At 42.4% G+C, this 19466-nt stretch carries 18 protein-coding genes, 1 tRNA gene and 1 other annotated feature; of the genes, 12 read left to right on the top strand and 7 right to left on the bottom strand.

The window, feature by feature from the left end; translation table 11 throughout:
* Nucleotides 1-563: 563 nt before the first annotated feature.
* Nucleotides 564-1226, top strand: a complete 663-nt coding sequence (locus H6G96_RS10390; RefSeq protein WP_190911383.1) for a hypothetical protein — start codon at nt 564-566, stop codon at nt 1224-1226.
* A 5-nt stretch (nt 1227-1231) separates the two neighbouring features.
* Here the strand turns inward: H6G96_RS10390 and H6G96_RS10385 are convergent, their stop codons facing one another.
* Together H6G96_RS10385 and H6G96_RS10380 are read right to left on the bottom strand one after the other, a co-directional pair.
* Nucleotides 1232-2290 carry a glycosyltransferase gene (locus tag H6G96_RS10385; RefSeq protein WP_190911382.1) on the bottom strand — a complete coding sequence of 353 codons (1059 nt, stop codon included), beginning with the start codon at nt 2288-2290 and terminating at the stop codon, nt 1232-1234.
* Between the two features lie 374 nt (nt 2291-2664).
* Nucleotides 2665-3609: a glycosyltransferase family 2 protein gene (locus H6G96_RS10380; RefSeq protein ID WP_190911381.1), complete on the bottom strand. Its 945-nt coding sequence runs from the start codon at nt 3607-3609 to the stop codon at nt 2665-2667.
* Between the two features lie 155 nt (nt 3610-3764).
* Between H6G96_RS10380 and rplS the strand changes: the two genes are divergently transcribed.
* The 8 genes from rplS (at nt 3765) to rplL (ending at nt 8171) form a co-directional block, all read left to right on the top strand.
* Nucleotides 3765-4127: a 50S ribosomal protein L19 gene (gene rplS / locus H6G96_RS10375; RefSeq protein WP_190911380.1), complete on the top strand. Its 363-nt coding sequence runs from the start codon at nt 3765-3767 to the stop codon at nt 4125-4127.
* 152 nt (nt 4128-4279) lie between these two features.
* Nucleotides 4280-4352: transfer RNA gene (locus tag H6G96_RS10370), tRNA-Trp, on the top strand.
* Between the two features lie 269 nt (nt 4353-4621).
* Nucleotides 4622-4843, top strand: coding sequence for a preprotein translocase subunit SecE (gene secE, locus H6G96_RS10365; RefSeq protein WP_190734013.1), 222 nt, complete (start codon nt 4622-4624; stop codon nt 4841-4843).
* On the top strand, nt 4843-5484 hold the full coding sequence (gene nusG, locus H6G96_RS10360) for a transcription termination/antitermination protein NusG (RefSeq protein WP_190911379.1): 642 nt from the start codon (nt 4843-4845) through the stop codon (nt 5482-5484). Before secE ends, nusG begins: the two co-directional genes overlap by 1 nt.
* A gap of 6 nt (nt 5485-5490) precedes the next feature.
* Nucleotides 5491-5916, top strand: coding sequence for a 50S ribosomal protein L11 (gene rplK, locus H6G96_RS10355; RefSeq protein WP_100898684.1), 426 nt, complete (start codon nt 5491-5493; stop codon nt 5914-5916).
* Nucleotides 5917-6031: 115 nt separating this feature from the next.
* Nucleotides 6032-6745: a 50S ribosomal protein L1 gene (rplA, locus tag H6G96_RS10350; RefSeq protein WP_190734009.1), complete on the top strand. Its 714-nt coding sequence runs from the start codon at nt 6032-6034 to the stop codon at nt 6743-6745.
* A gap of 81 nt (nt 6746-6826) precedes the next feature.
* Nucleotides 6827-6995 (top strand) — a sequence feature (ribosomal protein L10 leader region).
* Between the two features lie 63 nt (nt 6996-7058).
* Nucleotides 7059-7643 carry a 50S ribosomal protein L10 gene (gene rplJ / locus H6G96_RS10345; RefSeq protein WP_190734007.1) on the top strand — a complete coding sequence of 195 codons (585 nt, stop codon included), beginning with the start codon at nt 7059-7061 and terminating at the stop codon, nt 7641-7643.
* 132 nt (nt 7644-7775) lie between these two features.
* Complete coding sequence (rplL, locus tag H6G96_RS10340; protein WP_190911378.1) at nt 7776-8171, top strand: 50S ribosomal protein L7/L12; 396 nt, start codon at nt 7776-7778, stop codon at nt 8169-8171.
* A gap of 150 nt (nt 8172-8321) precedes the next feature.
* Here rplL and H6G96_RS41255 read toward each other — a convergent pair whose 3' ends face one another.
* Together H6G96_RS41255 and H6G96_RS10330 are read right to left on the bottom strand one after the other, a co-directional pair.
* A complete protein-coding gene (locus tag H6G96_RS41255; RefSeq protein WP_347242215.1) occupies nt 8322-8522 on the bottom strand; it encodes a type II toxin-antitoxin system HicA family toxin in 201 nt (66 codons plus the stop codon).
* A gap of 38 nt (nt 8523-8560) precedes the next feature.
* Nucleotides 8561-8764: a type II toxin-antitoxin system HicB family antitoxin gene (locus H6G96_RS10330; RefSeq protein ID WP_242063229.1), complete on the bottom strand. Its 204-nt coding sequence runs from the start codon at nt 8762-8764 to the stop codon at nt 8561-8563.
* 843 nt (nt 8765-9607) lie between these two features.
* Between H6G96_RS10330 and H6G96_RS10325 the strand changes: the two genes are divergently transcribed.
* Together H6G96_RS10325 and H6G96_RS10320 are read left to right on the top strand one after the other, a co-directional pair.
* A complete protein-coding gene (locus H6G96_RS10325; RefSeq protein WP_190911377.1) occupies nt 9608-11515 on the top strand; it encodes a Mu transposase C-terminal domain-containing protein in 1908 nt (635 codons plus the stop codon).
* Between the two features lie 5 nt (nt 11516-11520).
* Nucleotides 11521-12426: an ATP-binding protein gene (locus H6G96_RS10320; RefSeq protein WP_190911376.1), complete on the top strand. Its 906-nt coding sequence runs from the start codon at nt 11521-11523 to the stop codon at nt 12424-12426.
* A 288-nt stretch (nt 12427-12714) separates the two neighbouring features.
* On the opposite strand, the gene H6G96_RS10315 is transcribed toward H6G96_RS10320, so the two are convergent.
* Together H6G96_RS10315 and H6G96_RS10310 are read right to left on the bottom strand one after the other, a co-directional pair.
* On the bottom strand, nt 12715-13017 hold the full coding sequence (locus tag H6G96_RS10315) for a hypothetical protein (protein WP_190911375.1): 303 nt from the start codon (nt 13015-13017) through the stop codon (nt 12715-12717).
* 130 nt (nt 13018-13147) lie between these two features.
* The gene (locus tag H6G96_RS10310; RefSeq protein ID WP_190911374.1) at nt 13148-13441 is read right to left on the bottom strand and encodes a helix-turn-helix transcriptional regulator; all 294 of its coding nucleotides are present in this window, start codon (nt 13439-13441) and stop codon (nt 13148-13150) included.
* 539 nt (nt 13442-13980) lie between these two features.
* Here H6G96_RS10310 and H6G96_RS10305 point away from each other — a divergent pair.
* Nucleotides 13981-14493, top strand: coding sequence for a TniQ family protein (locus tag H6G96_RS10305; protein WP_190911373.1), 513 nt, complete (start codon nt 13981-13983; stop codon nt 14491-14493).
* Nucleotides 14494-14655: 162 nt separating this feature from the next.
* On the opposite strand, the gene H6G96_RS10300 is transcribed toward H6G96_RS10305, so the two are convergent.
* Entirely contained in the window at nt 14656-19440 is a 4785-nt protein-coding gene (locus tag H6G96_RS10300) for a caspase family protein (protein ID WP_190911372.1), read from the bottom strand.
* Nucleotides 19441-19466 lie beyond the last annotated feature (26 nt).

Raw genomic sequence — 19466 nt, 5'->3', positions numbered from 1 at the left:
TTCAAGCCTGTCCCTCTCCGACTTGGAGAGGGACGGTTTTGCGTAGTAAAACCAGGGAGAGCTATTTTTTACGGCTAATTAGATGGACATAATAAGCTGATGCGTGCCTAAATTGTATAAACACTCTTTAGGGTCGTTAACTGTTGACGGTTAACGGTTATCAGTCATCAGTCATCAGTATGTAAATGTTCAAGTTAAATGCGTAACAGCTTATAACTAGTCGAATTCACGTTACTATTAATTTGTTGCAAAGATTTTGGGAAATGTTAAAAATTAGGTATTTTCCAATTTATTTCAACTTCACATATTGTTTCATCTGTCAATAAATAAACTTTAATTTAGATTTTTTATAAAGATTGCGTGAAATTACTAGTGATTGTGATAAAGCATTACAAGAATTGCTTTATAAATCAACTTATGAGTAGATGTAAAATCACTGAGCAAGCATACATTAACCGCTATTTATCTAGCAAGTACATAGCAGTTTAAAAGTGAGTTTTTGCCGATTGATTTAACCCACGCGGTATAGCATTCTCTCAATCAATATAAAGAGGACAGAAATTATGACTACGATAGCAACCAAAATAGCCTTATCTGTTCTAGGAGCAGTAGGAATTAGTTTTTTGTCTTTGACACCAGCGAAAGCCTTCATCTCGGTAGAAACCATCGTGACAGAGGCAAACCAAGACATATTGAAGATAAAAAACCCAAGAACACTTGGGCCAGAGTTTCAACCAGGGCAAGTAATAGAATATGGTGTCCCAGATGTAGCTAATAACTTTGTAAATGGCACTGGATATGATATAGAAAGCTTGGTCTTTGATTTAAAAACGCTGTCCTATAGTAATCCAGATTCTACTCCCGTATTTGATCATGAGTCGGTGCAGTGGGGAGATGTTAATGGAGATCACAAGATTGGTTACTCTAATAACCCTGATCTAAAGAATATCTTTACAGACGTTACCATCAAAGATAACATCATCACTTTTAGTGGTGGCGTAATCCCTAACGGAAGCCTGTTTTACAATCCATTCGCTACCAACCCCAATGTAGCGCCAGGTGGTGGAATCATTCCACCAGTGCCAGCAGAGCAAGTGGATAAAGATGGGCCAGTCAGAGTGGCTAGTTATTACACTGCTGTACCTGAATCAACTAATGTTTTGGGTGTACTAGTCTTTGGTGCTTTAGGTGTAGCTTTCAAAGTAAAGCGATCGCTACACTCTTAATGCCCTCACTCTGTAATTAATTCACGATACACTGCTAGTGTTTCCTGATGAACGCGGGCAACACTCAGCCACTGTAGGTTTTGATTTGCCCGCTGTTTCCATTCGTGTAGCATATCTGCATTACTCAGTAATTCAACTAAGGCTCCAGCCAAAGCATTACTATCTTTTGTTGGTACTAAAATTCCTGCTTCCCCATTGTCCAAAGCTTCAGGAATCCCGTCTACTTGAGTGCCAACGATGGCAGTTCCAGCTTCCCTAGCTTCCGAAAGTACTAAAGGGCAAGGGTCACGGTGGGAAGCTAGCACAAATATGTCACATGATATGAGATAGCGTTGAGGTTCCGCCTGGAAGCCTTCAAAATGGATGCGTTCTTTTACAGAAGTTGCTTGTGCCTGTGCCTCAAATAGCTGTTTATCAGGCCCATTTCCGACCAAATAAAGATGCGCCTGGGGAAAATCTAAGGCGATTTTTTCAAAGGCAGCGATTAACTCAGCAATTCCCTTGCGTTGATACATTCCGGCTACGGTAGCGATCGCTGGACGTTGTAACGGTAAAGGTTGATAATCTTGTATATGTCGGGTGCGGGGGCTGCCCAAGGTTCCATTACAGACTACCCGCAACTTGTTTTCTGAAATACCACGCCGTGCCATAGAATCTCGCACAGCCTTACTAACAGCAATTACCCTGTCAGCTAAACCCATCAGCAGGCTGGAACGCTGAAATTCATTGTGGACTGTGGAAACTAAAGCATATTTATGTCCTTTAAAAATACGGGACAGGATGACTCCTGTCATCATGTGGGCGTGAACGATATCCGGCTGAAATTCTGCTGCGATCGCCACGTAACCCATAGCTGCTTTAATAATATTTATTGGTTTCCTGGTTTGGTCTAATTGGTAGTGTTTGACACCACACATATCTAGTAATTTTTCATATTCACCACCAGCAGAAATAACCGCTACCTCATAACCAGATTTTGCCTGCAAACAAGCCAAATCCACAGCCACATTTACAATCCCGTTACCTATTTCTTGAACGTGGTTCAAAATATGGATGATTCGCATAATCTTTGAGATATGTATAAAAAATAAAGATAAGTAACTGAGTGTAAATCAACATTTTTGTTGAGGTCTTCAACGACAGTCAGTAGTGCGAAAATTGGCACTAGCTACTGACTAAGAGCGTCTATAATCAGTCACTTAGCTTTAAAGACTTATTCAGTAACGGCTCAATAAATCGGGATAAAAAAAGGTAGGATTCAAGAAAAATCCACAGGGTTTTAATGCCTGATAGTTCCCCTTTTCAGGTAGTTATTAACCCTTGTGCATATTACAATTAACCTTGGAAATACTTACCTGTTCCAGGGGTGAAAACATAGCAAAAAACTTGGGCATTCCTTTTTTTGGAGTTCTCTAATGGTTTTGATAATCGTAGGTTCTTAGGACTCAATTAACACAAGTTTGCGAACCTGAGAATTGTTTCCCTGAGAGCGGCGTGATGAGGCAGCAGTTAGCAAAAACTTCCAAGACTGAGGAGAAATTATAGACGGATCTATCATTGAAAGAAAACTCTTGATATTTTTTTGCTTTAGTGCTACTAAAATCCAATGAAGTTTCAGATAATTTTTTATATCCTGAAAATGAGGAATTTTTGAGCGATGTTGCTCATTTACCAAGGCGTAAATTTTTTCTTTCATCAAAATATTTGTGGCTAACCGTCTAGACAAAGAAAACTTTTGATTATAAGCACCTGGCCAGATAGTGCGGTAAGCAAGACACTGATTAAGGAAAATAGCATCGCCAAACTGGGCAATCCGAATCCACGAATCGATGTCATCACAGTTAGCATCGAGTGTGGAATCCCAACCACCAGTTTGCAGGAAAGCATCACGTCGGCAAGCTACTTGTGCAGGTGTGCCAAAGGGTACAAGCTCTAAAAGCATACCGTAGTGAATATCGGACTGTGGAACATAAAAAGCTAAACCGGGACCAACTTGAGGGGTGCGACTGAGTTCAACTTCATTACTATCCACCTGAGCCGCGACACAAGAGCAGATTACAGCATCGGGACGAAGCGCGATCGCCTTAGCCATCTCTTCTATGCAGTTAGGCGCTAAATAGTCGTCATCATCTAAAAACTTAATCCAGTCGCCGCTAGCTTTAGCAATTCCAGCATTTACCGTTGCTGCATGGCCCTGGTTAACTTCGTTACGATGATAAACAACTTTGTCCCCTAAACTTTTGAGATAGTTTTGGGTGTCATCAGATGAGCAGTCATCGGCAACAACCACCTCGCACTCGATTGTTTGGTTACGAGCCGAGTCAATTGCTCTTTGCAGCAAGTTCAAGCGATTATAGGTACTGATGACGACGCTAAATTTCATAAATATTTACCCCTGTGTTACAGCATTCTGCAATATAGCTTTGAACTTTAGGCTGTTGTATCAGTAAAATTATTAATCCTAACAAGTAGACTGAAATAGGATTATCGATTTATCATTGATGATCGTGAGATTTTTTTGAAGCAGACTGAAAGACTATGAGCGCCCAAGAGATTATCCGCTCGATTGAAGCGGAACAGCTAAAATCGAATCTGCCCGACATTTATGTGGGCGACACCGTAAAAGTGGGAGTAAAAATCAAGGAAGGCGATAAATACCGCGTACAACCCTACGAGGGAGTAGTGATTGCCAAACGCAATGGTGGCATCAACGAAACTATTACAGTTCGTAAGGTTTTTCAAGGTGTGGGCGTTGAGCGGGTGTTTCTGTTGCATTCTCCCCGGATTGACAGCATCAAGGTAATACGTCGTGGTAAGGTACGCCGTGCTAAACTGTATTATCTCCGCGATCGCGTAGGTAAGGCAACCCGAATCAAGCAACGGTTTGACCGCCCTTTGTGATCCTTCCTTCAAAAGTATGGGAAAAACTTCAAGCTTCAAGCGGCATCTGCCGCTGACTTGTTTCCCCGACAAAATTGAGGTATGATAAAAACCGGATATTGCGTTAAACTGAAATTTAGTTCAGCGCAATGACTGAATCAAAAACAGCTTGTGCGCTCTTAGTTCAGTTGGTAGAACGCAGGTCTCCAAAACCTGATGTCGGGGGTTCAAGTCCTCCAGGGCGCGCTCAAGAGCAAAAAACAAAGCCCGAAATAATTACGCAGCTGTTAATATAGCAGTTAGCGCTAATAATTTCGGGTAAACTTATTGTGTTTGCAGTTGTTTTGCTTCCAGTAAGTGAAATAGAGTCGAAGTTGCAAACCTGGACGAACAAATTTTAGATTTTCAATTTTGAATCGACAAAAAATTTAAAATTGAGTGCCTTTGCCTTAAAGCATGGGGTAAATCTAAAATCCAAAATCCAAAATTGAGTTACAAATTGGAGATAAACGGTCATGGCCAAAAAAAGTGAAGCAGAATTGCCAGAAACCACAAATGGGTTTAGCTTTGGCAACTTCATACAGGGAACCAAAGAAGAACTTGAAAAAGTAGTTTGGCCCAGTCGGAAACAGATAGTGAGCGAATCCGCCGCTGTCTTGTTAATGGTGGCACTCTCCGCATCTTTGATATACTTGGTCGATGGATTGTTTAGTTGGGCAGCAAAACAGGTGTTCTGATGACTTTTGCAACAGACGAACCTCGCAACTCCACGTTTCAGTCGGAGGAAACAGGAGAAACGGCAGAAGCAGCGTCAAAAGAAGCACGCTGGTATGCGGTTCAAGTAGCTTCAGGCTGTGAAAAGCGTGTAAAGACGAACTTAGAGCAACGCATTCAAACTTTTGATGTAGCTGACAAAATTATCCAAGTAGAAATTCCGCAGACGCCAGCGGTGAAAATCCGCAAAGATGGCAGTCGTCAGCATACAGAAGAAAAAGTTTTTCCTGGCTATGTCCTGGTGCGGATGATGATGGATGATGATACTTGGCAGGTGGTACGAAACACCTCTCACGTAATTAACTTTGTCGGCTCAGAACAAAAACGTGGAAGCAGCAAGGGTCGCGGTCATGTCCACCCCATACCACTAAGTTCTTCAGAAGTCGAACGCATATTCAAACAAACCAGCGAACAGGAAGCTGTTGTCAAAATTGACATGGCTACTGGTGATAAGATAATGGTGCTTTCTGGTCCATTTAAAGACTTTGAAGGCGAGGTGATTGAAGTGTCTCCAGAACGGAGTAAACTTAAAGCCTTGCTCTCAATTTTCGGCAGGGATACACCAGTAGAATTGGAATTTAATCAGGTAGAGAAACAGAGTTAAATACAAATGGCGAAGAAAGTAGTGGCGGTCATTAAACTGGCCCTGAATGCTGGAAAAGCCAACCCAGCACCGCCAGTGGGGCCCGCTTTGGGTCAACATGGCGTTAATATCATGATGTTTTGCAAAGAGTACAACGCCAAAACAGCAGACCAAGCTGGAATGGTGATACCTGTAGAAATTTCGGTTTTTGAAGACCGGAGTTTTACATTTGTACTCAAAACGCCACCAGCATCAGTGCTGATTCGGAAGGCAGCGAAAGTTGAAAAAGGCTCAAATGAACCCAACAAAAAGAAGGTTGGGTCAATTAGCAAAGCACAATTGCAAGAAATAGCCCAAACCAAACTACCCGATCTTAATGCCAACGACATAGACGCGGCAATGAAGATTGTGGCAGGAACGGCTAAAAATATGGGTGTAACAATCACGGATTAGTCATTGGTCATTAGTCATTAGTAAAAAACTAGCGACAAAGGACAGATGGCAAAAGACTGATAACTAAAAATTATCGGGGGAGAGGCGAGGCTTCGGAATTACCCCAGGAGAAAAAATGGCAAAAATATCGCGTCGTTTGCAGGCGCTGCAAGCAAAGGTAGAAGATAAGGACTATCATCCTTTAGAGGCTTTAGCCCTTCTCAAAGACACAGCAACAGCTAAATTTACTGAAGCTGCCGAAGCGCATATCCGGCTGGGAATTGACCCCAAATATACAGACCAACAGTTGCGGACAACGGTAGCACTGCCCAAAGGTACAGGACAAATCGTCCGGGTGGCGGTGATAGCCAGAGGCGAAAAGGTAAACGAAGCAAGCAACGCTGGTGCTGATATAGTCGGATCAGAAGAACTGATTGACGAAATCCAAAAAGGTAGAATGGATTTTGACAAGCTGATTGCCACACCCGATGTGATGCCACAGGTGGCAAAGCTAGGTAAGTTGCTTGGGCCGCGTGGTTTGATGCCATCGCCCAAGGGTGGAACCGTAACATTTGATATCGGAAGTGCGATCGCAGAATTCAAAGCTGGTAAATTAGAATTCCGAGCTGACCGAACCGGCATTGTACATGTTATGTTTGGTAAGGCAACATTCTCGCCTGAAGATTTGTTAGTCAACCTGAAGGCATTGCAGGAGACGATTGACCGTAACCGTCCTTCAGGAGCTAAAGGTCGTTATTGGCGCACATTTTATGTGTCAGCCACAATGGGGCCATCGATTAAAATTGATGTTACCGCCTTACGAGATTTAAAACTGAGCGAAGTAGCGTAAAGGGAGTAGGGAATAGGGAGTAGAGAATAGGGAATGAAATAATTCTCCTACTCACCACTCTCCAGTCCCCACCCCCCCTGAACAATTAAATAAGCAAAGCCGGAGACAGCAGGTGCTAATAGCTTAAATATCCTGCCGAGGTTAAAACTCTAATTGTCAGAATTACCACCCATAAAGGTGTGATAACTATGGCGTAAAGAGTCTTACTACTCAACCCCGGCTAAATTAGCTGGGGTTTGTTGTTTGGGTTCAGGTTTAGAAGAAACGTACAAGTAGGGCACTTCCCCGATTATTTTAAGGAGGTGAGACTGGAATGGGTAGAACACTAGAAAATAAACAAGAGATAGTAGCTGACCTCAAAGAAACTTTGAGTGAGTCAACTCTGGCACTGGTAATAGAGTATCAAGGACTAACAGTTGCTGAAATCACAGACTTACGGCGGCGGCTGCGTCCCAGTGGCACTGTTTGTAAGGTGACGAAGAACACCCTGATGGGCATTGCCATTAAAGATGATCAAAAATGGGAACCTTTGTCAGAACTACTAAAAGGTTCTTCAGCCTTTTTACTGGTTAAAGATGATTTTTCATCTGCAATTAAGGCTTACCAAGACTTCCAAAAAGCCACCAAGAAGACAGAACTTCGTGGCGGTGTCATGGAAGGTCGTCTACTCAAAGAACCGGATGTCAAGGCTCTGGGAGACTTGCCATCTAAGGAACAACTCATTGCACAAATCGCTGGAGCTATCAACGCCTTGGCTACCAAGATTGCTGTGGGTATTAACGAAGTTCCTGGTTCCCTGGCTCGTGCTTTGCAGGCTGTGTCTGACCAAGAGCAAAGTGGTGGTAGTGCTGAAACCGCTACTGAAGCTGATAGCAGCACAGAAACTGCTGCTGAATAGACTTCATGCTTCATCAGTCAAGAGGAGGCAGTGCGGTCTTGGGGTCTCCCAAAGTGGAGCAACTGCCGTTCAAAAGCTAATGACTAGATGACTAATGACTAATAAATAATCAAAATTACAGGAGTTATATCAATGTCTGCTGCAACCGATCAAATTTTAGAACAACTAAAAACCCTTTCTTTGTTGGAAGCTTCTGAGCTAGTCAAGCAAATTGAAGAAGCTTTTGGCGTGAGTGCTGCTGCACCCGTTGGCGGCATGATGATGATGCCTGGCGCTGGTGGTGGTACTGCTCCGGCTGAAGAAGCTGTTGAGCAAACCGAGTTTGAAGTGATTCTCGAATCAGTGCCAGCTGATAAAAAGATTGCCGTCCTGAAGATTGTCCGGGAATTGACCGGTTTGGGTCTGAAAGAAGCGAAAGACATGGTAGAAGCTGCGCCTAAAGCTATTAAAGAAGGTATTGCTAAGGATGCTGCTGAAGATGCTAAGAAGCGCATCGAAGAAGCTGGCGGTAAAGTGACTGTTAAGTAGTCACAATTCTATTACCAGTTTTTTATTAAGGAGCCTAACTTAGGCTCCTTTTTTTGGATTTTTCTTCAATAACTGCATAGCATTTCCCCGATACCCGCCAAAATCTTCGCACTCTCCGCATCTAGTGCTACGATCGCAGCTACTATATTTCTATACCTGTTCATAAGCAGCAATAAAATCATCGCGTGATCTACCCGATTGAGTGCAGAGACTTCTGAGGGTAGAACCTTTGATCAGTTTATGATTTGGCAAAGTTAAAGGAGTAGTTGTGCCATCGGGATTTTGTCTAATCATAGAAATATGCTCTTTTTCTCTGACTATTGAAAATCCAAAACCCTCAAGTGCTTTAATTACTTTTTATTTAGGAGCATCAACAGGAAACCTTGGCATTATATGCTTGCCTCTGTGACAAAAGCTTCGAGTATTGAGGATTCAGATTTTAGTACCGATTCTCCAAAAGTTTCGACATGAAACAAAATAGCCGAACGCACATCATTTAGGGCTTCTTCATAAGTGTCACCTTCACCAACTACAACCCCTTGACCTTGAATACCTAAAGGATAAGCAACATATCCATCAGGGTGCTTTTCCACAATGATTTTGATATTTTCACAGTTACTTCTCCTAAATTAATTTGACATCCAAAAGACAGCTAAAGCATTTTATTCTGCCCATTAAATAACTTGCTCGATAGTTTGCTAATAAGTCAAAAGCCTTACTAAAAAAGTGTTTGGGCCATATTTCTGCATTGATTATTTTCTTACCACTTTTAAAGTAAGTAATGGTCAGTGCGATCGCACGTAAAACGCAGCTATTTTATAATAATGGAGCCTCTGCTTGGATGAAAACAGCAAAACAAGAGGTAGTATTGTAATTAGATTGTAAATAAAGGGCTTTAAAGCAACTCTTGTAATTCAAGAGCCTTGGGCTTGCTGTAATAAATTAAATTAGCAACCATATATTTAGCCGAGTTTTACAGGCTGATTTTGGACAATAATTCTTTAAAACTGGTTTCAACTCTGGGCAATAATTCTTTAAAACTGATTTAATTGCTGAAAGCCGCGAAAATACGTAACTTATGCCCCTGAACTTGAAAAAAATGGACATTAATTCTTTAAAACTGATTTGATTGCTGAAAGCACCGAGAATACGTAACTTATGCCCCTGAACTTGGAAAAAATGGACATTAATTCTTTAAAAGTGACAATAATTATTTAATGGACATAATCCCCTTGTACATTAAATAATTATTGTCCATTTTAAAGAATTATTGTCATCTTTGCATTGAAGATGCATAATCGCCACAACCTTTATTTAACAAGGGGTGTGGCTATTTTATTGTAAATTTATCCAATTACAAATTTTTAAATCAAATGATGTCATAAATACTGTAAACTTTTAAAGTAAATGATGACATATTTTTTGGGGAGCAGCTTATGCCCAGGAAGCCTACGAGCAAAGTCTTTCCAGCATTGGAGACTGAGGAGGCAGCAAAAACGGAGGAAGAACAAACAAAGCACCTGCTTGTTAACGAAGATTCGCCAGATTATCTAAAAAAGGTGGAATTAATTGATATTATCCGTCAAGCACCTAACAAAGCAGCTCGTAGAGATGCGATCGCAGATGCAGCGAAGGCTCTTGGTAAAAGCAGTCGAACTATTAAGCGCATGGTAGAGAACGTTGAACAGGTAGGGGTTGCGACTCTAGCTGTTGGACGTAAGGACAAGGGACAGTATCGTATTTCCCAGCACTGGCATGATTTTATTGTCAGCCTTCATAAATGGGGTAACAGAGAAGGTTCTCGGATCAATCACAATCAGATTTTTGGGTATTTAAAAGCTTTAGCTTTTAAAGGAGAGGAACTGCAACACAAGAAATATGATGAAAAATTTAAGGAATACTCCCAGGTGCGAAAAGATTTAATAGCAGGAAAATATCCTTCTCATGTCACTGTATATAAATTAATAAATTCCTATTTAGAAGAAAAGAATACGAAAATTCGTCATCCGGGTTCACCGATAGAAGGACAAATTATTCAAACAACAGAAGGTATTTTAGAAATCACCCACAGTAACCAGATTTGGCAGATAGACCATACTAAATTAGATATTCTATTAATTGATGAGGAATACAAACAAGTTATTGGTCGTCCATACATCACGTTGGTAATGGATAGTTATTCTGGTTGTGTCACAGGGTTTCATTTAGGTTTTGAAGCGGCCGGCTCTCATGAAGTGGGTTTGGCTCTACGTCATGCAATTCTGCCAAAGCACTACAGGACTGAATATGAACTTCAAGAAGCATGGGAGATTTGTGGAATTCCCGAATATATGGTGACAGACCGCGCGAAGGAATTTAAGTCCGAACATTTAAGGCAAATTTCACTACAGTTAGATTTTAAACGGCGTTTGCGTGCTTTTCCCCAAGCAGGTGGTTTAATTGAAGCAATATTTGACAAGATTAATAAAGAAATTCTGTCATTATATGGTGGATACACTGGTTCCAGTATTGAAGAACGTCCTCCAGAAGCAGAAAGAACTGCCTGTCTGACCCTTGATAAACTAGAAAAAATATTAGTGAAATATTTTGTAGACCATTACAATCGTCATGATTATCCAAGGGTAAAAAATCAAAAACGTATTGAGCGATGGAAATCAAGTTTTTTATTAGAAGAACGTGAGCTTATTGATGAACGCGAGCTAGACATTTGTTTAATGAAAATTGCTATTCGCAATGTAGAAAAATATGGTTCTGTAAACTTTCTTGGTTGGGTATATCAAGGCGATTGCTTGTTAAATTATGCAGGAAAGCAAGTTTCTTTAAGATATGACAAGCGTAATATTATAACAGTTCTTGCTTATACTCGACCTCTTAACAGTGATGCAGGCGAGTTTATTGGTATTGTACAAGCTAGGGATTGTGAACGAGAAAGGATGTCTCTAGCTGAATTGAATTACATTAAGAAAAAACTGCGTGATGAGGGTAAAGAAGTTGATAACTCTTCTATTTTAAACGAACGGTTGTCTAGATTCGAGGATGTTGAACAAAACCGTAAAGAGAGACGCAGACAACGCCGTAAACAAGCTCAGAAAAAACATGAAGTGAAATCGAATAAATCAAGAGTAGTAGAATTATTTCCCGAAAATGCAATATCAGAGGAAATTACAACTTCACAGGAAAGTTTAATATCTACTACCTTTGACGCACATTCACAAAACATTGTAAATTCAATAGATAAGCAAGTTACACAGAATAAACCTGATACCAATCAAACAGCCAAAGCTAAACGACGACCTAGAGTAGGTGTGAATGATTGGAATCAATTCATGAGGGATAATTGGTAAGTGTAATGTCAGAGACAAACTTAGTCCATGCCAATCTAGAATTTCAGCAGCATCAACCTGCTGAGGAACTACGACGATCGCCTAAAGTTCAAGCTGAGGTAGAGCGGATTGGTAAAGCTAACACCTACTTTCCCCTAGACCGCGATACAGAATTGTTTGACTGGCTTGATGACCAGCGTGATGCAAAACTCTGTGGTTATGTTACCTCCGCTACGGGTTCTGGCTTATTAAAAGCGTCTCAATTGTACAGGACGCAATACGTAAAACGAAGGGGAACGCTGTTAGAAATCCCTGCAACTGTAATTTACGCCGAAATAGAGCAGCATGGTGGGCCAACAGATTTGTATTGTTCCATTCTGGAAGAAATTGGTCATCCACTCGCTAATGTTGGCGCATTAAGAGATTTACGATCGCGGGCATGGGGAACTCTCAAAGGTTATGGTGTCAAAATACTCATAGTCGGTAATGCCGATTATTTAACTTTGGAAGCCTTTAATGAGCTAATTGATGTTTTTACAAAACTGCGAATCCCCGTTATCTTAGTTGGGACTTACTATCTAGGCGATAATATTCTTGAACGAAAAAGTCTTCCATACGTGCGTGTTCATGACTCATTTTTAGAGTCATACGAGTTTCCGAATTTAGCGGAAGAAGACATTATTGAAGTTGTGGACGATTGGGAGAGGAAATTTCTTCCTGAAAATCGCCGATTAAATCTTACTCAAATTCAGAGCGTAGTTTCTTATTTGCGGCTAAAGTCTGGAGGTTTGATAGAACCTTTATATGATTTACTCCGCAAGATTGCAATATTAAAACTAGATCAGCCAGCCTTTGAATTGAGCCAAGCTAATCTGACTAGGAAATTTGGTAGACGAAAAGAACCAAAAGTTAAATTTAATAGAAAAGCCTGAATTTTGTGCTTGACTCATCATTACTGATAGGTTTTGACAAAATTAATTTTGTCAATAGTAGTTAAGCTTTACAACATTCTCTAAGGAACCTGACTGGCGATTGCTTGCTTCTATGCGAATACTGCATTGGCTAGTAGTTCGCGCCATAGGCTGCGTTTATTAATATGTCTAAGTAGCAAAGAAGAGTTTACCATCCCTGCTTTATGAGGAAAGGCAAATGTTAAAATAAGCTACAAAAAAAGACGTGAATTTAACCACGTCTTTGGGTGATTAGAAAAAGATTTACTCCTAAGCTACATCTGCTACCAGCAAGCCATTGACAGCTACTATGATCAGCTGGGCTTCAAAGGCTGTCTTACAACAGGGTCTTTTATCGCTATTACAAGGTTGCGTTACCCATTTACCCTCCAAGTTTTGGTAAAAAGTGCCGAGAAGTTGCGAACCATTCCACACTCGATACAGTTCTCCGAAATCATCTAGCACTGAGTCGATTTCAATTTCTGGTGCTACTGCATCAGCTAAGTGATCAACATATTCCTCAAACTCTGATTTTGCAGAAGCTTGGTTATCAAACTCTTCTTGTACAATCATCTGAGTAACCTCATTGATGGGGTTTAACAAAAGGCGATCGCCCTCCGGCAAGAGACTGCGATCGCCTTTTTGATTTCAGATTTCATATTAGATACTGTGGTAGCTAAAATCAAGAGAGCTATTTAAAACTTTATATCGTAACTTCAATAGTGCTAATAAAATCACTTATAGAGATATTCAATGCTGTGCAAATAGATTCTAATACTTTCAGTGAGACACTTTCAGACTCACCATATTCTAGTTTTTTCAGGTTTTGATGGGAGCATTCTCCGCCTCTGGCAGTGATTTCATCTGCTAGCTTCTGACGGGATTTTTTACCACGGAATCGCTTTAAAACTTCTCCTCTGTCTTTATTCCAGGCTACAGATACAACATCTGCAACATAAATATACATTTTTGTTTCTTTATCACCCTTATGGCTCATATAATAGCTACAGCAGTAAACAAAGCGTGAATTCTTGAGCTACTACAGTTTACAAACTATGAGGATTTAAGATGAAAGCGAGTCTCCTTTGGAGAAGCTTCTCTAGGAGAGAATGCGTCAACGCAAACGCTAACGCACCAGAAGTGACTTAGTTTTTACAGTCTCCTAGCAATTCTCATTGGCAAGAACTTAAAACTTGCAATTTTGTGTTGCACTAATAAAAATTTATTGCTCAAACAATGCGATCGCATCGCAAAGTCAAACTTTTAATTCCCGCCATGAAGGATTACAGTTATTTAAGCAAGTTTATATGCCGAAGTGTTAAATTTGCGACTAAAGTCTGGACTTTTGAACTTTTATATGATTTCTTTCGCAAGATTGCGCTACTGAAAATAAATGAGCCGCATTTTGAACTGAATCAATATAATTTGACTAAAAGGTTCGCTAGACGCAAGGAACCAAAAGTTATATTTACGAGGAAAGGCTAAAGTGGCATATTTGCTTTGAGTTCAAGCCGTTTAGGTATTGAGATGTAAGTTATGGAGCCAGAAGAGGTTCAACGTCCGCCTTGGTATGTAGAACCCAACGAAGGGGAGAGTATTAGTCACTATTTTGGACGATTTAGGCGACACGAAGCAGTTTGCGTCTCGTCTCCTGGGAGTTTAAGTAAAGCCGCAGGAATTGGCCCAGTATTAGCAAGGTGGGAGAAATTTCGGTTGAATCCGGTTCCCAGTCAAAAGGAATTAGAGGCGATCGCAAAACTAATAGGTTTGGACGCAGACAAGATAGTTCAAATGCTGCCGCCACAAGGCGAAAAAATGAAGCTTGAGCCAATTCGTTTATGTGCAGCTTGTTATGCTGAGAAATCATATCACCGCCTAGAGTGGCAGTTTCAATCAACGGTGGGGTGCGATCGCCACAAGTTGCGTTTGCTTTCAGAATGTCCCTTTTGCAAAGAACGTTTTGCTATCCCGGCGTTGTGGGAACAGGGAAAATGTAACAAATGTCATACGCCTTTTAGAAGTATGAAAAAACGGCAGAAAGCTTACTAAGGATTGCGATCGCACTCAAATCAAGAGCTTATTGTGCCTAATCTTCTATGAGCATTCCTCTGTAATTCTCAATGTAATGACAGCGAGTTGAAGACAAACTGAAGTGCGATCGCTAGTGGAGGCGATCGCTAACAAAATGCGCTAGTTGCCAGACTCCATTGCCTATTCCAGCTTTTCTCCCTTAGTAACACTGGGAACAGTTAATTGTCTTAATTCTGCTTCAGTGGGTATAGCTACACTTGGATCTAGCTTTCGGGCCTGATTAAACTTAGCTTCAGCAGTTTTGATGTCTCCATCTATCTTCGCTATGGCTTGACCTTGATTAACCAGAAACTGAGCTTTTTCGCTGTTGCTCCACTTAGCAAGGTCGAGACAGGTTTGGGCTGCGGCTTTTGCTTCGTCAGTCTTAGCTTCTAGAAGTGTAGGATGCTCGTGTAAGTTATCGCACCCTACTTTTAGCCAATCTTGCCAATTACCACCAAGCCACAACCGTAGCGTATGGTCATCACTGCCACTGACAATGTACTGACCATCGGGACTGAACGCCAACGCCCTGACAGTATCGGTATGACCGTTGAGGGTGTGGAGCAACTTGCCTTTTGTATCCCACAACCGTAGCGTATGGTCATCACTGCCACTGACAATGTACTGACCAGCGGGACTGAACGCCAGCGCCGTGACAGTATCGGTATGACCGTTGAGGGTGTGGAGCAGGTTGCCTTTTGTATCCCACAGCCGTAGCGTATGGTCACCACTGCCACTGACAATGTACCGACCATTGGGACTGAACGCCAGCGCCGTGACAGTATCGGTATGACCGTTGAGGGTGTGGAGCAACTTGCCTTTTGTATCCCACAGCCGTAGCGTATGGTCATCACTGCCACTGACAATGTACTGACCATCGGGACTGAACGCCAGTGCCGCGACACCTTGTGTATGACCGTTGAGGATGTGGAGCAACTTGCCTTTTGTATCCCACAACCGTAGCGTCCTCCTATCAGTGCTGACAATGTAGTGACCATCGGGACTGAACGCCAGCGCCCAGACAAAATTTGTATGACCGTTGAGGGTGTGGAGCAACTTGCCTTTTGTATCCCACAGCCGTAGCGTATTCTCATAACTGCTACTGACAATGTACTGACCATCGGGACTGAACGCCAGCGCCGTGACAGCTTGTGTATGACCGTTGAGGGTGTGGAGCAGGTTGCCTTTTGTATCCCACAACCGTAGCGTCTTGTCACGACTGCCACTGACAATGTACTGACCATCGGGACTGAACGCCAGATCCGTGACAGCATCGGTATGACCTTTGAGGGTGTGGAGCAGGTTGCCTTTTGTATCCCACAACCGTAGCGTCTCGCTATCAGTGCTGACAATGTACTGACCATCAGGACTGAACGCCAGCGCCCAGCCACCTTTATGACCGTTGAGGGTGTGGAGCAACTTGCCTTTTGTATCCCACAACCGTAGCGTATTGTTATCACGGCCACTGACAATGTACTGACCATCGGGACTGAACGCCAGCGCCGTGACAGCTTGTGTATGACCGTTGAGGGTGTGGAGCAGGTTGCCTTTTGTATCCCACAACCGTAGCGTCTTGTCACGACTGCCACTGACAATGTACTGACCATCGGGACTGAACGCCAGATCCGTGACAGCATCGGTATGACCTTTGAGGGTGTGGAGCAAGTTGCCTTTTGTATCCCACAGCCGTAGCGCATTCTCATAACTGCCACTGACAATGTACTGACCATCGGGACTGAACGCCACCGCCATGACAGCATCGGTATGACCGTTGAGGGTGTGGAGCAACTTGCCTTTTGTATCCCACAACCGTAGCGTATGGTCATCACTGCCACTGACAATGTACTGACCATCGGGACTGAACGCCACCGCCGCGACACCTTGTGTATGACCGTTGAGGGTGTGGAGCAACTTGCCTTTTGTATCCCACAACTGTAGCGTATTGTCATCAGTGCTGACAATGTAGTGACCATCGGGACTGAACGCCAGCGCCCTGATCTCCGTGACAGAACTTGTATAAGCGGAGAAAATATTGCGCTCACGCACAGCTTCTATTGCTTCCGATAAGCTAGATTGAACTTCACTCAAAACCTGTCCCAGTTGTGACTGACTTTCACCAGTTGCCGCAATTGCTGAAATTAATTGCTCTACATTTGTTTGTATTGTCAGTAAGTATTTGATATTTGCAGCTTTTTCTCGTAGATTGGCGATAGTTGCTTGTTTTTGAGACTCGGCGGCAAATTTTTTGGCTCTAGACTCCTGAGTTTTAGCGAGTTCTGCCTGCTGTCTGGCGATAGTTGCTTGTTTTTGAGACTCGGTGGCAAATTTTTTGGCTCTAGCCTCCTGAGTTTTAGCGAGTTCTGCCTGCTGTCTGGCGATAGTTGCTTGTTTTTGAGACTCGGTGGCAAATTTTTTGGCTCTAGCCTCCTGAGTTTTAGCGAGTTCTGCCTGCTGTTTGGCGATAGTTGTTTGTTTTTGAGACTCGGCGGCAAATTTTTTAGCTCTAGCCTCCTGAGTTTTAGCGAGTTCTGCCTGCTGTTTGGCGATAATTGCCTGTTTTTGAGAATCGATGGCAAATTTTTCGGCTCTATCTTTCTGTGTACGAGACTCAAATCCAAAAATTGTTGAAGCCACTGCACCTATGGCTACCACTCCTACAAAAGAAGCAACAACCCCAAACCTGACCCATTTACTTGTATTGCGCTGCTGAATACTTTTCTGCACAAATTCCGATGCTGGATGCGACAGCAAACCGAGATTCCTATACTCTTGCAAGTAATTCTCTGCCTCTGCCAATTTTGACCCAGTAAACAGATAATCTTTGGACTTGTTTTTACTTTCCCACTCCTCTGATGCTGCCTCAATCTTGCGCTCAATGCGGATGGCGGCTCGGTTTTCGCTTACCCAAGAACGCAGTCTTGGCCAATGACGAATCAGGGCTTCATGGGCTACATCCACTACTGTCACCGTCTTTTGGCTCTCTCCCCGTGCTTGCAGTTCAGATGTTACGACTAATCTGGCATCTGTCAACTTCATTAGCACTTGTTCCACCACTTCTGCCGATTGCTGGGGGTTGACTAAATCTGTCTTAAATACCTGTCTACGGGTATCTTCTGTTCCTTCTCCCAACTGGGTTAACTCTATGAATATCCGTTTAGCAGTCGCTTGTTCTTCTTTTGAGTCGAGAGCATCATAAATTTCATCCGCCCGTTTTTGTAGCGTGCCTTTGACTCCACCAAGTCTGCTATATTCTGCCTGAGTTAAGCGATTCACCTCTCGCTTGCGCCACAATTCCGTTAGAGTATATTGCAACAAAGGTAAACTACCGGGGCCTTCGACATCGGCTAGCATTTGTTCAACTAGTTCCCGTTGCACTTCTAACCCTACTTGATAAGCAGGTTGGGTAATGGCTTCTGTCAACTCCTTTTTATTCATAGGAGTGACAGTGACTAGATTCTCTTGAATTTTCTGTGCTAATCCTGCATATTCTTGTTCAGCACATTTCCCAAAGAAATCTGCCCGCATCGTTATTACTACTGTCAACCCAGAAGCATCTAATGCTCCTAATAAACACTCAAAAAACTGTTGTCGCTCGCCTTCATCTTGACAGAGAGTAAAAACTTCTTCAAATTGGTCAATGACGAGAATGAGACGATGGGAAACTTGATTTTGTGAGGGTAGAGTCTTTGCATCAGGCTCTAGCTCATGCGGTATTTCTCTTGGTTGCAATGTGGCTTGAACTAATTGAGTTAATCCGCTTGCACCCTTGTCGAGTAATTCTTCTGTCTTTTCTAATTCAGATTTTGGTTTATCTGTTTGTGTTTGGGTATCCTGAACCTGGCGGGGAGTTATATTATTTACAAATACTCTAGCTAAACTCTTAAGGGGATGCTCTCCAGGGCGAAAAATCTTGATCGCCCATTGATCGCTTCCTCCCAATCTTTTGCCTAACTTCAGTTGATGCAGTAAACCTGCCTTCACTACACTAGATTTACCACTTCCAGAAGCCCCGACAACCGCCAAAAAATTCCCTTGCCTAATATTCTCCAAAAGTGAATCAGTTAAAGCGGTGCGTCCGTAGAAATATTTGGGGTCTGATTCGTTAAATTCAAAAGCTGCTAGACCTTTGTAAGGGCAGAATTCTGCCATTAAAACAGCACGGTCAATTTTTTCTTTTTGTCCCGTCAGGATAATTTCTCCGCCAGTGTTATGAAAAATGGGGCGCTGACGGGCAGTTTTTAGCTGCTGCTTGATTAAGTCAACCAGCGAGTAGTTTGTCACCCAGCCTTCAGCATGACTTTCAGGTTTAAGTGCTTCTACTAATGCGCCACTCAAAATCCCATGATTGCCACTCAGTTCTTCATAGGCGACTTCAAATCCACGAGAAGCGGCAATTAAACATCTATCCTTTGTCTCAAAACTCCCAGGATCTGCATCATGGAAATTGAATAACTCACCGCTATAACAACAATCTAACCAAACAATTTGCTGACGAACCGGGGAAGATTGTAAGAGTTTGCGTAACCAGTCTAGGGAAAGTCCCCACTGTCCAATAACAGGACAAGTATCGCTGGCAGCTAAAAAGCCTTCTGTGACTCCACCTATATCTTTGCGTAAACCATGACCAGCAAAAAAGAGCAACGCTGTATCAGGAATGCTGCGTCCAGGGGGATTGAAAAGTTGGACAATAGCTGTTTCTAATTCTTGCAGTGTTAGCTGCTGCTGAGGATCGACAAAGTAAGATCCATCCTGATTATAAGCTGCTGGTAAACGCTCAACATGGAACTTGCCATAAGTTTCTAGTATTTGGGCTATGGCTTCTGCATCAGTTGCTGGTGCTTTGAGATGCGGCGGGCGATCGCTAGATTTTTGTATCAACGTAGGATAGCGATTAATGCCGATCACCAGTGCTTCTCTTTCCATAGCCGCCAATCAATTTAAGTATCAGG

It is taken from the genome of Nostoc sp. FACHB-892 (assembly GCF_014698795.1).
Classification (GTDB): Bacteria; Cyanobacteriota; Cyanobacteriia; order Cyanobacteriales; family Nostocaceae; genus Nostoc.
Note: the sequence above shows the minus strand (reverse complement) of the source record. Positions and strands in the feature narration are given on the sequence as shown.

Excerpts from the sequence above, each read along its gene's own strand:
- H6G96_RS10390 (WP_190911383.1), top strand. The coding sequence starts at position 564 with ATGACTACGATAGCAACCAAAATAGCCTTATCTGTTCTAGGAGCAGTA.
- H6G96_RS10385 (WP_190911382.1), bottom strand. The coding sequence starts at position 2,290 with ATGCGAATCATCCATATTTTGAACCACGTTCAAGAAATAGGTAACGGG.
- H6G96_RS10380 (WP_190911381.1), bottom strand. The coding sequence starts at position 3,609 with ATGAAATTTAGCGTCGTCATCAGTACCTATAATCGCTTGAACTTGCTG.
- rplS (WP_190911380.1), top strand. The coding sequence starts at position 3,765 with ATGAGCGCCCAAGAGATTATCCGCTCGATTGAAGCGGAACAGCTAAAA.
- secE (WP_190734013.1), top strand. The coding sequence starts at position 4,622 with ATGGCCAAAAAAAGTGAAGCAGAATTGCCAGAAACCACAAATGGGTTT.
- nusG (WP_190911379.1), top strand. The coding sequence starts at position 4,843 with ATGACTTTTGCAACAGACGAACCTCGCAACTCCACGTTTCAGTCGGAG.
- rplK (WP_100898684.1), top strand. The coding sequence starts at position 5,491 with ATGGCGAAGAAAGTAGTGGCGGTCATTAAACTGGCCCTGAATGCTGGA.
- rplA (WP_190734009.1), top strand. The coding sequence starts at position 6,032 with ATGGCAAAAATATCGCGTCGTTTGCAGGCGCTGCAAGCAAAGGTAGAA.
- rplJ (WP_190734007.1), top strand. The coding sequence starts at position 7,059 with ATGGGTAGAACACTAGAAAATAAACAAGAGATAGTAGCTGACCTCAAA.
- rplL (WP_190911378.1), top strand. The coding sequence starts at position 7,776 with ATGTCTGCTGCAACCGATCAAATTTTAGAACAACTAAAAACCCTTTCT.
- H6G96_RS10325 (WP_190911377.1), top strand. The coding sequence starts at position 9,608 with ATGCCCAGGAAGCCTACGAGCAAAGTCTTTCCAGCATTGGAGACTGAG.
- H6G96_RS10320 (WP_190911376.1), top strand. The coding sequence starts at position 11,521 with ATGTCAGAGACAAACTTAGTCCATGCCAATCTAGAATTTCAGCAGCAT.
- H6G96_RS10315 (WP_190911375.1), bottom strand. The coding sequence starts at position 13,017 with ATGATTGTACAAGAAGAGTTTGATAACCAAGCTTCTGCAAAATCAGAG.
- H6G96_RS10310 (WP_190911374.1), bottom strand. The coding sequence starts at position 13,441 with ATGAGCCATAAGGGTGATAAAGAAACAAAAATGTATATTTATGTTGCA.
- H6G96_RS10305 (WP_190911373.1), top strand. The coding sequence starts at position 13,981 with ATGGAGCCAGAAGAGGTTCAACGTCCGCCTTGGTATGTAGAACCCAAC.
- H6G96_RS10300 (WP_190911372.1), bottom strand. The coding sequence starts at position 19,440 with ATGGAAAGAGAAGCACTGGTGATCGGCATTAATCGCTATCCTACGTTG.